Origin of the sequence: Carnobacterium divergens DSM 20623 (genome assembly GCF_000744255.1) — a bacterium.
GTDB lineage: Bacteria > Bacillota > Bacilli > Lactobacillales > Carnobacteriaceae > Carnobacterium > Carnobacterium divergens.
In genome coordinates this window covers 1,886,230-1,898,891 of the sequence record NZ_JQLO01000001.1, presented here as the reverse complement: position 1 = coordinate 1,898,891, position 12,662 = coordinate 1,886,230, and the positions used below count along the sequence as shown (strand labels likewise).

Below are 12,662 nucleotides of genomic sequence, written 5' to 3'. Positions count from 1 at the left end.
GGAATAGATTTTGGAAAATCAAGTGACACAAGCGGTTGAAGAAATCATTTTAGCAAGTCACGACTCTGTTGCAACAAGAAAAATAATAGATTTTACGTTAGCAAAATTACGCACATTTGAAATTGTACCAACGGAAGTTCAATTGGTTGTATTAGCGAATCATTTAGGTGAAATGATTCGTCGTTCACAAACGAACGAAAGGATGATGCGTGTTGATCCGTTGATGTTTAGCGAGGTTTCTAAGGAGGCACTTGCCCTTTCTCAAGCAGTCGTAAAAGAAGTTGGAAATTTAGCCGTTGATGAAAAATATGTTTTATCGATTCATTTTGAAACAGCAAGACAAAATAAATTGAATTAACTAAATGAAATACAAACAATAATACTAGGAGGCAACAATTATGATAACAGTAGTCATTGCAGATCGATTAGGAAAAGGACAAAATGTCGCAAAAGGAGTAGAAGCAGCAGGAGGAAAAGCTGTTGTAGTACCAGGAATGGGGGCTGATATGCGTTTGGGTGACGTGATGCAACAAGAGAAAGCCGATTTAGGTATTTCATTTTGTGGCAGTGGAGGCGCTGGGGCGTTAACAGCAGCAACGAAATATGGCTATCCAGAACGACATGGCATGCGCTCAGTCGAAGAGGGAATCACGGCAATCAATGATGGAAAAACTGTTTTAGGCTTTGGTTTCATGGACCAAGAAGAATTAGGGAAACGGATTGTTGAAACGTATTTAAAAAAAATTGGATCCTAATAGAATAAAAAACACAAGAGGAGGAGATCCATTTGTCAGAAGTCAGATGCAAAAAAAGACAGGTGATTCGAGTAGAGGGAACTGGTAAAGAAAAAACACAAGCTTTTGCAAGTGCCTTAAATAGCATTCATACAAAAGTATTAAAGGAAAGCAATGAAGTTGTGCTACGTATTGAACCGTTAGATGTTCAGGTTCTTGTTGCGGAAGAAGAAACTTTTACAGAAAAATTTCTATTCCTGTTCTTGCCAAGAACAAGAGTTACTTACCGGGTCGTTTTAAATGTTGAGATTGAAGTAACCTTAATCGAAATGGAGAAAGTAACCTTTGTCCAAAAAAAGATTTCTGATCCAAATGGTGTCTCCAATCCTTTTCGTAAAAAGAAATTGATTCAAAAGGAGGAAAGTTAGATGACGATTATTATTATTTTGTTGAAATCATTGTTTATCGGAGGCTTGGTGGGATTTGCAGCTGGAGCTGGGGCAGCACGAATGTTCCATGCCCCGACAACACAAGGCCTAGGCGCCTTTAGAACGCTAGGTGAGATGAACGCTTGTGAAGGGGATGCAGCGAGTCATTTCTCATTTGGACTAGGTTTTTTCTTTAATGCTTGGGCATCAACTGTTGGAGCAGGTGCGTTTACGCAAGATATTACCCACCGTGTCATTCCCAACTGGGCAACGGCTGCTTTGATGATTAAAAATAAAAACGTAGCAGAAACAATGCATGATCCTAAAAAAATGAGTATTGCTGGCGGCGTGATTGGAATGATTTTAGTGGCATTCTTAAATACAACCGCTTCAGCAATTCCAGAAGCGTTACAAGTAACGGCAGTAGCGGTTTTAGTACCAGCAGCCAATCTATTAATCAACACTGTCATGCCAGTACTATTTTGGTTAGCTGCAATTGATGCTGGAAAACGTTCTGGTTTATGGGGAACTATTTTCGGTGGCTTATCTGCAATGGTTATGGGAAATGCAACACCAGGCGTAGTCCTTGGGATTCTAATTGGCAAAGGCGTGGATGAAATTGGTTGGAATCGTGTGACTAAGAGCATGATGGTAGCAGTTATTTTACTCTTTATTTTAAGTGGTTTCTTTAGAGGCTTTGATTTACAAATGCTAGAAAGCTTTAGAGTACAAATTCCACAATGGTTAGAAAACACTCACGGTATCTTTAATATCGGCAAATAATAAAAGAAGGTGGGAATAATAGATGAATGAACGAATTGAAAAACCAAATTTTTGGTTTGCGGATTGGTCGTTTCCAATCTTTGTTGGGCTTTTAGCGGCAGGTATTTTTGCCGGAACACATATGTATTTTGTGTACGGCGTTGGAGCATTTAACGAGGTCGCAATTGTGGCAATGTTAAAAGCGGGAATGGATGGAGGTTCCTATGGCGCAGCTGCAGCTTTTGGTGCTAGTTTCTTATTTGCTCGCATATTAGAAGGGTCATTAGTCGGTATCTTAGATCTAGGGGGAGCGATTTTAACCGGAATTGGAATCGGTGTGCCAGCGATTTTGCTTAGTATGGGAATTGTTGCCCCAATTGAAAATTTTGCATTGGCATTATTAACAGGTTTAATTTGTGGATTGGCAACCGGAGGAATTATTGTATTGATTCGTAAGTTTACTATCAATCAATCAAATTCAACTTTTGGAGCAGATGTCATGATGGGAGCAGGAAATGCCTCAGGTCGATTTTTAGGTCCTTTGATTATTTTAAGCGCATGTGGCGCATCGATTCCAATTGGAATTGGTGCAACAATTGGCTCAGTCATTTTTTATCTTTGGAAAAAACCCATTGCAGGAGGAGCCATTTTAGGAGCCATGATTTTAGGAGCGATTTTCCCTATTGCTTTAGGAAGTTAGTTTTAAGAAGGTGGGAGGGATGAATCTAAAAAACAATTCAAGAAATCGTTTACATCTAAAGATTATAATGTTATATTGTTTTTGTAAAACATTATAATCTTTATTTGGGAGGAACGTATGGATAAACTTGTTGAGTTATTAGAATCAAAAGTACTACCAGTAGCAACAAAAATTGGATCACAACGTCATATGACGGCGATTAGAAAAGGGATTATTGCAACGCTACCCTTAACAATTGTCGGATCATTTTTCACGATTTTGCTTAATATTCCAATTGATTCCGTTGCAGCTATCATTGAACCTTATAAATCTATTTTAGATGTTCCATTTCGATTTACAGTTGGAATCCTGTCTTTATATGCTACCTTTGGGATCTCATCTTCATTAGCCAAAAGCTATAAAATGGATAGTATGACCAGTGGATTACTGGCAGTTTTAGCCTTCTTAATTTCCACTGTGGTACCCACGCAAGTCTTAGATCCAGTCGATAAAGTAATTGAAGCGGGTCGTTATATTAATATCGCATCGCTAAGCTCGGCATCGTTATTTGGTGCCATTGTAACATCAATTATTTCAGTTGAGATCTATCGCTTTATGAAAGAAAAGAATATTACCATTAAAATGCCAGAAGGTGTTCCACCTGAGGTTTCCAATTCATTTGTCGCTTTATTGCCAACAGCAGTCATTATTCTGTTCTTTTGGACAATTCGTTATGTTTTAGGTTTTGATATTAGTAGCTTCTTAAGTACGATATTGATGCCCTTGAAAGGCGTGTTAGCTGGGAATAGTTTATTTGGTGGACTTTTAACGGTCTTTCTAATTACTTTCTTCTGGGTTTTGGGAATTCACGGGCCAGCAATTATGGGACCAGTAATTCGTCCTTTCTGGGATATTTCAATTGCAGAAAATATGGATGCTTTTCAAGCTGGAACAAATGCCCATCAATTGCCTAATATCTTTACAGAACAATTCTTACAATGGTTTGTCTGGATTGGTGGAGCAGGAGCGACGCTTTCGTTAGTCGTTTTATTCCTCTTTTCAAAATCAGAATATTTACGTAGCTTAGGAAAATTGTCACTTTTACCAGGATTATTCAATATCAATGAACCGATTATTTTTGGTGCACCCATTGTAATGAATCCAATTTTAGGTTTGCCATTTATTCTTGCTCCGTTAGTTACAACAACATTATCTTATATTTTAACAGTGACCAATGTCGTCCCGATGATGACAGCAAGGTTGCCATTTACAGTTATTTCACCGATTGCAGCTTGGATTAGTACGAACTGGAGTATTATGGCGGGAATTTTAGTTATTATCAACTTCTTTATTTCCTTAGCTATCTATTATCCATTCTTTAAAGTTTTTGAAAAACAACAATTAGCTCGTGAACGAGAAGCAGCTGAAATGAACTAAATTTAAGAAAAGGAATGGGGGAAAGTCCGTTGGCTTTCTTCCTTGGTGAGAAAAATGCAACTAATTTATTTTATTGGATTTGTCGTTTATTTTATCGGGTGTCAATATCTTGTAGAAAAAGAAAAAATCCCTAAAGAAATAATGGATTGTTCTGCACTGAAATTAATTTTAGGTGGTATTTTTGTAATTGTTTTAAGCATGGTGATGGGTGTTTTATTATCGATTGCCGTTCCACTAGTAGTGGCAATGACCATGTTAGTGGCAAGTATTATTGCTGGCAAATACCGTAAAGTATTTAATGAAATGGAAAGAGGCGGTAAAATATGAAGAGACGTTTAGGTGTATCCATATACCCAGATCATAGTGATGTAACAGTAGATGAAGCCTATTTAAAAAAAGCAGCAGATTATGGATTTTCAAGAATTTTTATGAGCATGTTAGAAGTAACGGAAGGAAAAGAGGCTGTTGCAACTAAATTTACTCATATTATTCATTTTGCGAAAGAACTGGGATACGAAGTTATTTTAGATATTGCCCCGTCTATTTTTGATGAGCTAGCTATTTCATATGATGATTTAAGCTTTTTCCATCAGCTAGGAGCAGACGGTTTACGGTTAGATGTTGGTTTTGATGGAAACAAAGAAGCGATGATTTCTTTCAATCCATATGAAATGATTATTGAATTAAATATGAGTAATGATGTAGCGTACCTGGATAACATCTTAACTTATCAAGCCAATAAACCAATGTTGTATGGATGTCATAATTTTTATCCACAAAATGGAACGGCATTGCCATTTGATTTCTTTATGAAATGCAACGAACGTTTTAAAAACCAAGGATTAAGAACAGCAGCTTTTGTAAATTCTCAAGTAGGAAAGATGGGTCCTTGGGACATTAATGATGGATTGCCAACAGTCGAAATGCATCGTTTTCTTCCCGTTGAAGTTCAAGCAAAGCATCTATTTGCTACGAATAGGATTGATGACGTGATTATAGGCAATGCATATGCATCAGACGATGAATTAAACGCTTTATCACAAATAAATCCTTATCAAGTGACCTTTGATATTGAGTTTGTGGCAGACGTTAATCCTGTGGAAAAAGAAATCGTTAAAACAATGCAACATTACCGCCGAGGGGATATTACGGATCAAGTGATCCGTTCCACAGAAGTACGCAAAAAATTTAAAAATCATGAAAATAAACCACATGATCATTTACAGATGTTCCAAAAAGGCGACATCGTGATTGGCAATGATCAATTTGGCAAATACAAAAATGAACTACAAGTGGTTTTAGAGCCTCATCAGGATGAGCGTAAAAATTTAGTTGGACACATTATCCCTGAAGAGCAAATCTTGTTGGACTTTATCTATCCATGGAGTAAGTTTAAATTCAACGAAAAGTGAGGCGCAACATGGTAGATTTATACATTAAAAATGGAAAGAGTGTTACAGGAAAATCAATTGAAGTTGCCATTGAAGCTGGGAAAATTACTGCAGTTGCAGAAAAACTATCGGTGACAGCTAAAAAAGTGTTAGATTTAAAGCATCAATCCGTTGTATCTGCTGGTTGGATCGATGACCATGTGCATTGCTATGAAAAAATGACCTTGTATTATGATTCACCCGATGCAATTGGAATTCCCAAAGGCGTAACGACGGTAATCGACGCAGGAACAACTGGTGCAGAAAATATTGGAGATTTTTATCAATTAGCGAAAAAGTCCAAAACCAATGTCTATGCACTGGTGAATATTTCAAAATGGGGCATTGTCGAGCAAGATGAACTAGCTGATTTGAAAAAAATCAAAGAAGAATTGATTCACGAAGCGTTGCAACAATATCCTGATTTTATCGTGGGAATCAAAGCAAGGATGAGCAAGACTGTAGTTGGAGAAAATGATGTTGTCCCACTAGAGTTAGCTAAAAATATCCAAAAGAAAAATGAAAATTTACCTTTAATGGTACACATCGGATCGGCACCACCTACCTTAGATGAAACGTTAGCTTTAATGGAAAAAGGCGATATATTAACCCACTGTTTCAATGGAAAAGAAAATGGAATTTTAGACAGTGAGGGACGGATTAAACCTTTTGTTTGGGATGCATACCGTCGTGGTATTCTTTTTGATATTGGACACGGAACAGATAGCTTTAATTTTCATGTAGCTCAAGTGGCTAAAGAAGCGGGGCTAACGCCTCAAACGGTTAGTACCGATATTTACCATCGAAATCGTGAAACAGGTCCAGTCTACGATTTAGCGACAACGCTTGAAAAAATGCGCACTTTAGGATATACCTTAGAAGAGCTAATGCCGATGGTAACAACAAATCCAGCCCGTGCTTTCCATTTAGCAACTAAAGGCGAATTGAAGCCTGATTTTGATGCGGATATGACTATTTTTAATGTGGTAGCGGGTGAAAAAGGGCTAACAGATTCAAATGGAGGAACAAGAAAAACCAATGAATTGATTCAGCCGATCTACACAATCGTTAATGGCGAAGTTTATCCAGTAGGAGGAAACTGAAATGAATAGTTACGAAAAATACAATCTAAAAGAGGTTATTAATGCAAGTGGAAAAATGACCATCTTAGGAGTTTCGAAGGTTAGTGATGAAGTTCTTGCAGCGCAACAATTTGGAGGACAGCATTTTTTTGAGATGGCGGATTTAACGATTCAAACGGGGAAACACATTGCGAATTTGCTAGGTGCAGAAGATGGAATTGTTGTTTCTTCAGCTTCAGCAGGAATTGCCCAATCGGTAGCTGGAGTAATTGGAGAAGGAAATTTGTATCATGTGTACCATCCGTTTACAAATCAGATTACTAAACGTGAGATTATTCTACCGAAAGGTCATAATGTTGACTATGGAACACCTGTAGAAGTGATGGTTGAATTAGGTGGCGGGCAAGTCGTTGAAGCGGGCTACGCAAATATGTGCTCAGCTGAACACTTAGAAATGATGATTACGCCAAATACTGCGGCGATTCTCTATATTAAGAGCCATCATACTGTACAAAAAAGTATGTTGACGGTTGACGAGGCGGCAGCTGTAGCCAAACGTCATAAGTTGCCACTGATTGTGGATGCAGCAGCAGAAGAGGATTTAGTGAAATACCGTGAAGCAGGCGCTGATTTAGTCATTTATAGCGGTGCTAAAGCATTAGGCGGACCAAGTTCTGGACTAGTGATTGGAAAAGCGAGCTTTATTGAGTGGGTTCGTCTGCAAGGAAAAGGCATTGGTCGTGCCATGAAAATTGGAAAAGAAAATATTCTAGGCCTAACCACAGCAATTGAAGAATATGTACGAGATGGTAGCGAGTCAGGAACATCTATGAGAACTCGTTTAGAACCTTTTATTAAAGAGTTGAATCAACTGCCTCATCTTCAAGCCAGCGTGGAACAAGACGGAGCAGGACGTGAGATTTACCGAGCGAAGGTTCAAATTAAAGATTCTGCTCCACTGAGTGCAATAGAAGTGATTAAAAAGTTAAAAGAAGGCCAGATTGCGATTTATACAAGAGAATACCGCGGGAATAATGGCATTATTGAATTTGATATTCGTGCTGTAAACGAGAAAGAAATGCAACAAATCGTGACTCGTTTGGCAGAAATTTTAAAATAAATGACTTAAAATGAAAGAAGGAACCCCATTATGAAAAAAACACCCAATTATTTAGAAGACCGTATTTGTTTAAATGTCTTAGCCAACTCTGTTGAAAACGCCATGGACTGTTATAAAGCAGCGGATGGGCATATCGTGCTAGGAGTTTTATCAAAAAATTATGACAGTGATGAGGCAGCAATTGCCGATATGGAACGCTACCAAGCTGCAACTAACAATGCCTTATCAGTTGGTTTAGGGGCAGGAGATCCGAATCAAAGTCAAATGGTGAGTCGCATCTCAGGAACCTTACAACCGCAACATGTAAATCAAGTATTCACAGGTGTTGGAACAAGTCGCGCTTTATTAAATCAATCAGAAACAATCGTCAACGGCCTGATTTCACCAACTGGAAAAGTAGGCGTAGTGAATATCGCGACAGGTCCACTAAGTAGTCAAACGCCTGCTGGAGAAGTGACAATTGAAACGGCAATTGCATTGTTAAAAGATATGGGAGGCAGTTCCATCAAATTTTTCCCAATGAAAGGCTTGCAACATATTGAAGAATACAAAGCTGTAGCCAAAGCATGCGCTGAACATGACTTTTATTTAGAGCCAACAGGTGGTATTGATCTTGAAAACTTTGAAGAAATTGTTCAAATCGCTATTGATGCAGGCGTAAAAAAAGTTATTCCTCATGTCTATAGTTCAATTATTGATGCTACAACAGGTGATACACGCCCCGAAGACGTGAAGACTTTACTTGCAATGATGAAAAAAACACTCGCGTAATCAATTTTAGAAAAAGGAGCTACCTATGAAAATTTTAGCATTTGGCGAAGTGATGATGCGTTTGACGCCACCTCAGTATAAATTGATTCAACAAACAGATAATGTAGATCTAAGCTTTACCGGAACAGGAGTCAATATTTTGAGTAGCTTATCTCATTTTGGGTACGAGACATCAATGTTAACCATCTTACCAGACAATCAAGTAGGAAGAGCAGCAGCAGGCGCCATTCGAAGCCTAGGTATCAAAGATGAATTCGTTCGTTATCAAGGCGATCATATGGGACTTTATTTTTTAGAGATGGGCTTTGGCAATCGGCCTTCGGAAGTGACGTATTTAAATCGTTTAGCTAGCTCCTTTGGTGAAAGTACCCTTATCGATTATGATTTAGCAACAGCGGTCGCTAACAGTGAGGTGATCCATATTTGCGGTATTGCGTTAATGTTGTCAGAAGGGACTAGACAAGCAGCTTTTAAATTGGCTGAATTGGCACATCAGACGGGTAAAAAAGTTTGTTTTGATTTCAATTACCGGCCAAGTTTAAATAAACACAATAGTCACGAATGGGTAAAACAACAATTTGAGGCAATTCTACCCTATTGTGACATTGTGATTGGGGGTATAAGAGATTTAACAGAGTTGATGGATTTTAAAATTCCAACAGAACTGGAAGGTTCCATTGAACAGTTAGCCTATGTTAGCCAAATGTTTGTCAAGCAGTATCAATTAACGTACTTTGCAGGAACCATTCGTCAAAAAGAAACTACTCCATCCATTCGAGGTTTTGTAACAAGCAACCAAGAATTCGCCCTGAGCCAGCCAATGGAATTACAGATTTATGACCGTATCGGAACTGGGGATGCCTATGCTGCAGGGATTATTACAGGAATGATTGAGAAATGGGACAATCAAAAATTGGTTCAATTTGCAATCAATAATGCTGTTCTAGCTCATACGACCTTCGGGGATAGCCCTTTAATGAGAAGAGAGCAGGTAGAAGCGTTTAGTCAGGGAAACCGAGGGGACGTTATTCGGTAAGAAAGAATTTAAAGTAGAAAGAATCAGATCCGTTTTCCACTATGGAAGGGTTTGATTCTTTTTTTAAGGAAATAATTGTGTAAAAAAAGAAGTTATCAACAAAAACAGAAAGCATCTGTGGATAAAGTCAGGAGTTACCCACAGGAAAATGTGCATAAGTATGTATAGCTGTTATTAAAACCGTAAAATCGGTTTTTTTAATCGGTTTAATTGCAGAAAAATAGATAAGTTATACACAACCTCTGTGAATAACTTAAATTCATTTATAATAGTTACCCACAGACCTGTGTATAAAATATTTTTAAGAGGCTGTGTTGCTTTATTAGTTAATATAATTTTGATATTATGGTAAAGTTGTGACACTTAACTATAATTTTTAAAGGATGTGACGGGTTACATGCTATTTAGTATAAAAAAAGAAGAATGGCTAGGAAATATAAGAAATGATTTATTTGCTGGATTAGTTTCTTCAATAGCATTACTTCCAGAAGTTGTTGGCTTTGCCATTATTGCAGGGGTAAATCCAATGACAGCTTTATTTGCTTCAGCGACGACCATTTTGGTAATTTCTTTTACAGGTGGAAGACCGGCTATGGTTTCTGCAGCTGCCGGATCGATGGCGCTTGTTATGGCTAGCTTAATCAAAAGTCATGGTCTTGAATATATGATTGCAGCAACGATCTTAACGGGTCTTTTGCAACTAATTTTAGGATACCTAGGGATTCAAAAATTAATGAAATTCATTCCAAAAACTGTTATGTTTGGCTTCGTAAATGCTTTAGCTATTTTGATTTTTTTAGCACAAATTCAGCAATTGCCGGGGCAAACATTATGGACGTATTTTATGGTAGCACTCACTATTATACTGATGTACGCACTTCCAAAAATCATAAAATCAGTCCCACCAGCATTAATTGTTATCCTGATCATGACCGTTGTGGCAATGATATTTCCTGAGTATTTGCAAAAAATTGGAGATATGGGAAACATGTCTACAGTTGTACCTATTTTGTCTTTTCCAACTGTTCCATTCACTATTGAAACACTTGTAATTATTTTTCCAACAGCGATTGCTTTGACAATGGTGGGGCTTATAGAATCTCTTTTAACGATTCCATTAGTTGATAAAATGACTGAAACTAAAGGGGATAGTAAAAGAGAGGTAAAATCGCAAGGTCTTGCCAATATAGTGACAGGGTTATTTGGTGGTCCAGCAGGTTGCGCAATGATTGGGCAAGCTGTGATAAATGTAAAATCTGGAGGACGAAAAAGGCTTTCTACTTTTATTGCGGGAATAGCATTATTAGTATTAATTTTTGGGTTAAAGGATATGATGGTACAAATTCCTACGGCAGCTCTTATTGGAATTATGATTACCGTTTCATTTGAAACCTTTGAATGGGAGAGCTTGTCGCTTATTCGATCTTTTCAAATAACTGAGAGCATGATTATGTTAGTGACCATTAGTCTAGTTGTCTATACACATAATTTAGCAATTGGTATTTTTGTTGGAGTTTTACTAAGTTCTGTCATTTTCATGGCAAAATTAGCTAACATTTCTATCACTCAAGAGGAGAATGTATTTGTAGTAAGGGGACCTTTATTTTTTGCTTCTACACATGAGTTTCTTCACTATTTTGAATCTCGTGATTACGATAACGAGACACTTATAATAAATTTATCTGACTCACATATATTGGATCATTCTGGAATTGAAGCACTAAAGACCTTGATTATCAATACAAAAAAACAAAACAGAAAAATAGTCATTATTGGTTTAGAAATTCATAACCCTGAATTGCGTAATGAGATGGACTTACTTTTATCGGAATAATAAAAAATGAATTCAAAAAGATGTGTACAAATAAAAAATAACTAAAGATAGCGTGAATCCGAAGGTTAGATTCACGCGTAAATTACATATTTAAAAACTCTATAATAATCGTTCAATAAAACGAACACAGCTAGTTTTTCAAATTATTAAATGAAACTAAAGATGCTCATCCCTATTTTGAAAAAGAATAGGAACACTAAACCACTAGTTCGTTACAAGTAAATTCAAAAGATAGCGAAAGGGCAATTTAAATTCAGAGTTGCTTTTAAATAAGAATGCGAACTTATAAAAACATGAAGACATGAGTAATTTATGTTTTGTGATAAAATAGGAGATGTAAGGTGGGGATCTTGTTTTACCACAAAAAAAGCGTAAAATAAAACTTAATTTTACTAGAAAATTTTAAAGAACGAATTAAGTAGATATAGGAGGAACTCAATATGAAAAAAATTTTTAAGAAAAAAAGGATAGATGAAGATAAATTAGTAGAAAAAGAGCCTAAAGAAGAGAATCAAGTTTTAGAACAGAGTGACAAAGAATTTGACTCTTTTTTTTCAGAAGTAATAAAAAAAATGCCTTCTAAAACAGGAAAAGTCATTCTTAAAAGTTATGAAAGCTCAAAATTACGGGCTGAAAAAATACTTGAAAATAGTAAGAGTCAATTAGACGGACAGTTTGATGTGTTTCTAAAAGATGTCGATAGCCAAACAAGGAAAAAATGCCATACAATCATTCATGCAGCTTCCTTAACAGCAGCTATTATTGGCTGTTCTCCCATTCCTTTTTCAGACGCTTTTTTACTAGTCCCAGTGCAACTTACCATGATGGCTCGTCTGCATAAGTTATTTGGTCAATCATGGTCGGAAAGTTTAGGGAAAAGCTTATCAAAAGAATTGATAATTGTTGGGTTAGGAAGAAGTACCGTTGGAAATATAGTTAAGTTAGTTCCAGGGGTAGGAACTGTGACAGGTGCAGCAATCAACGCTACGGTTGCGAGTACGATAACGGAAGCGCTAGGTTGGGTTACGGTAAAAATGTTAAATGATGGACAAGATATATTTGAAGAAGCTATGAGTTTTAAAGGGCAGTATACAATGTTATTTAAAGCTCTTCGAAAGTCAACTAAGTAGAGGTTAAATGAAGTAGTTGTATTTTGAAATAGGAATGTAAAAATCGCTAGTCTTTTTTTTAAGAAAAAAGCTTTTACTATCGGTAGTCAATCGATTTTTAACTTTTTTTAAATAGAAGCTAAAAAGATTTGCTAATCCTCTAATAATTTAAATTTAGACTTTAATCCATTAAATGTTAAACCAAAAAAGGACATCTATTAAGCAACATGCTTTTAGATA

The 12,662-nt window shown here is 36.8% G+C and carries 14 protein-coding genes and 1 pseudogene; all 15 read left to right on the top strand.

Annotated features, from left to right (window positions below):
• Positions 1-10: 10 nt before the first annotated feature.
• A complete protein-coding gene (locus tag BR52_RS09165; protein ID WP_034571794.1) occupies positions 11-358 on the top strand; it encodes a transcriptional regulator in 348 nt (115 codons plus the stop codon).
• 40 nt (positions 359-398) lie between these two features.
• Positions 399-755 (top strand): glycine-rich SFCGS family protein, encoded by a 357-nt coding sequence (locus tag BR52_RS09160; RefSeq protein ID WP_034571791.1) that lies wholly within the window; start codon positions 399-401, stop codon positions 753-755.
• A 32-nt stretch (positions 756-787) separates the two neighbouring features.
• On the top strand, positions 788-1,162 hold the full coding sequence (locus BR52_RS09155; protein ID WP_034571788.1) for a DUF4312 family protein: 375 nt from the start codon (positions 788-790) through the stop codon (positions 1,160-1,162).
• A complete protein-coding gene (locus tag BR52_RS09150; RefSeq protein WP_034571785.1) occupies positions 1,163-1,945 on the top strand; it encodes a DUF4311 domain-containing protein in 783 nt (260 codons plus the stop codon). It abuts the gene before it with no gap.
• Between the two features lie 22 nt (positions 1,946-1,967).
• Positions 1,968-2,624: a DUF4310 family protein gene (locus BR52_RS09145; RefSeq protein ID WP_034571783.1), complete on the top strand. Its 657-nt coding sequence runs from the start codon at positions 1,968-1,970 to the stop codon at positions 2,622-2,624.
• A gap of 117 nt (positions 2,625-2,741) precedes the next feature.
• Entirely contained in the window at positions 2,742-4,040 is a 1,299-nt protein-coding gene (locus BR52_RS09140) for a PTS sugar transporter subunit IIC (RefSeq protein ID WP_034571781.1), read from the top strand.
• A gap of 54 nt (positions 4,041-4,094) precedes the next feature.
• A complete protein-coding gene (locus BR52_RS09135) occupies positions 4,095-4,367 on the top strand; it encodes a hypothetical protein (RefSeq protein WP_034571779.1) in 273 nt (90 codons plus the stop codon).
• Positions 4,364-5,452: a DUF871 domain-containing protein gene (locus BR52_RS09130; RefSeq protein WP_034571777.1), complete on the top strand. Its 1,089-nt coding sequence runs from the start codon at positions 4,364-4,366 to the stop codon at positions 5,450-5,452. The genes BR52_RS09135 and BR52_RS09130 overlap by 4 nt, the downstream gene beginning before the upstream one ends.
• Positions 5,453-5,460: 8 nt before the next feature.
• Positions 5,461-6,573 (top strand): amidohydrolase/deacetylase family metallohydrolase, encoded by a 1,113-nt coding sequence (locus BR52_RS09125; RefSeq protein ID WP_034571774.1) that lies wholly within the window; start codon positions 5,461-5,463, stop codon positions 6,571-6,573.
• 1 nt (position 6,574) lies between these two features.
• Positions 6,575-7,672, top strand: coding sequence for a DgaE family pyridoxal phosphate-dependent ammonia lyase (locus tag BR52_RS09120; protein WP_034571773.1), 1,098 nt, complete (start codon positions 6,575-6,577; stop codon positions 7,670-7,672).
• Between the two features lie 30 nt (positions 7,673-7,702).
• A complete protein-coding gene (dagF, locus tag BR52_RS09115; protein ID WP_034571771.1) occupies positions 7,703-8,443 on the top strand; it encodes a 2-dehydro-3-deoxy-phosphogluconate aldolase in 741 nt (246 codons plus the stop codon).
• 25 nt (positions 8,444-8,468) lie between these two features.
• Positions 8,469-9,479, top strand: coding sequence for a sugar kinase (locus BR52_RS09110; RefSeq protein WP_034571769.1), 1,011 nt, complete (start codon positions 8,469-8,471; stop codon positions 9,477-9,479).
• Positions 9,480-9,876: 397 nt separating this feature from the next.
• A pseudogene (locus BR52_RS09105) lies at positions 9,877-11,016 on the top strand (SulP family inorganic anion transporter); the annotation flags it as partial.
• Positions 11,017-11,313 carry an STAS domain-containing protein gene (locus tag BR52_RS13180; protein ID WP_366945594.1) on the top strand — a complete coding sequence of 99 codons (297 nt, stop codon included), beginning with the start codon at positions 11,017-11,019 and terminating at the stop codon, positions 11,311-11,313.
• Positions 11,314-11,753: 440 nt separating this feature from the next.
• The gene (locus tag BR52_RS09100; RefSeq protein ID WP_034571765.1) at positions 11,754-12,443 is read left to right on the top strand and encodes a YcjF family protein; all 690 of its coding nucleotides are present in this window, start codon (positions 11,754-11,756) and stop codon (positions 12,441-12,443) included.
• Positions 12,444-12,662 lie beyond the last annotated feature (219 nt).

Excerpts from the sequence above, each read along its gene's own strand:
- BR52_RS09145 (WP_034571783.1), top strand. The coding sequence starts at position 1,968 with ATGAATGAACGAATTGAAAAACCAAATTTTTGGTTTGCGGATTGGTCG.
- BR52_RS09120 (WP_034571773.1), top strand. The coding sequence starts at position 6,575 with ATGAATAGTTACGAAAAATACAATCTAAAAGAGGTTATTAATGCAAGT.
- BR52_RS09160 (WP_034571791.1), top strand. The coding sequence starts at position 399 with ATGATAACAGTAGTCATTGCAGATCGATTAGGAAAAGGACAAAATGTC.
- BR52_RS09125 (WP_034571774.1), top strand. The coding sequence starts at position 5,461 with ATGGTAGATTTATACATTAAAAATGGAAAGAGTGTTACAGGAAAATCA.
- BR52_RS09150 (WP_034571785.1), top strand. The coding sequence starts at position 1,163 with ATGACGATTATTATTATTTTGTTGAAATCATTGTTTATCGGAGGCTTG.
- BR52_RS09130 (WP_034571777.1), top strand. The coding sequence starts at position 4,364 with ATGAAGAGACGTTTAGGTGTATCCATATACCCAGATCATAGTGATGTA.
- BR52_RS09110 (WP_034571769.1), top strand. The coding sequence starts at position 8,469 with ATGAAAATTTTAGCATTTGGCGAAGTGATGATGCGTTTGACGCCACCT.
- BR52_RS13180 (WP_366945594.1), top strand. The coding sequence starts at position 11,017 with ATGGCAAAATTAGCTAACATTTCTATCACTCAAGAGGAGAATGTATTT.
- dagF (WP_034571771.1), top strand. The coding sequence starts at position 7,703 with ATGAAAAAAACACCCAATTATTTAGAAGACCGTATTTGTTTAAATGTC.
- BR52_RS09135 (WP_034571779.1), top strand. The coding sequence starts at position 4,095 with ATGCAACTAATTTATTTTATTGGATTTGTCGTTTATTTTATCGGGTGT.
- BR52_RS09140 (WP_034571781.1), top strand. The coding sequence starts at position 2,742 with ATGGATAAACTTGTTGAGTTATTAGAATCAAAAGTACTACCAGTAGCA.
- BR52_RS09100 (WP_034571765.1), top strand. The coding sequence starts at position 11,754 with ATGAAAAAAATTTTTAAGAAAAAAAGGATAGATGAAGATAAATTAGTA.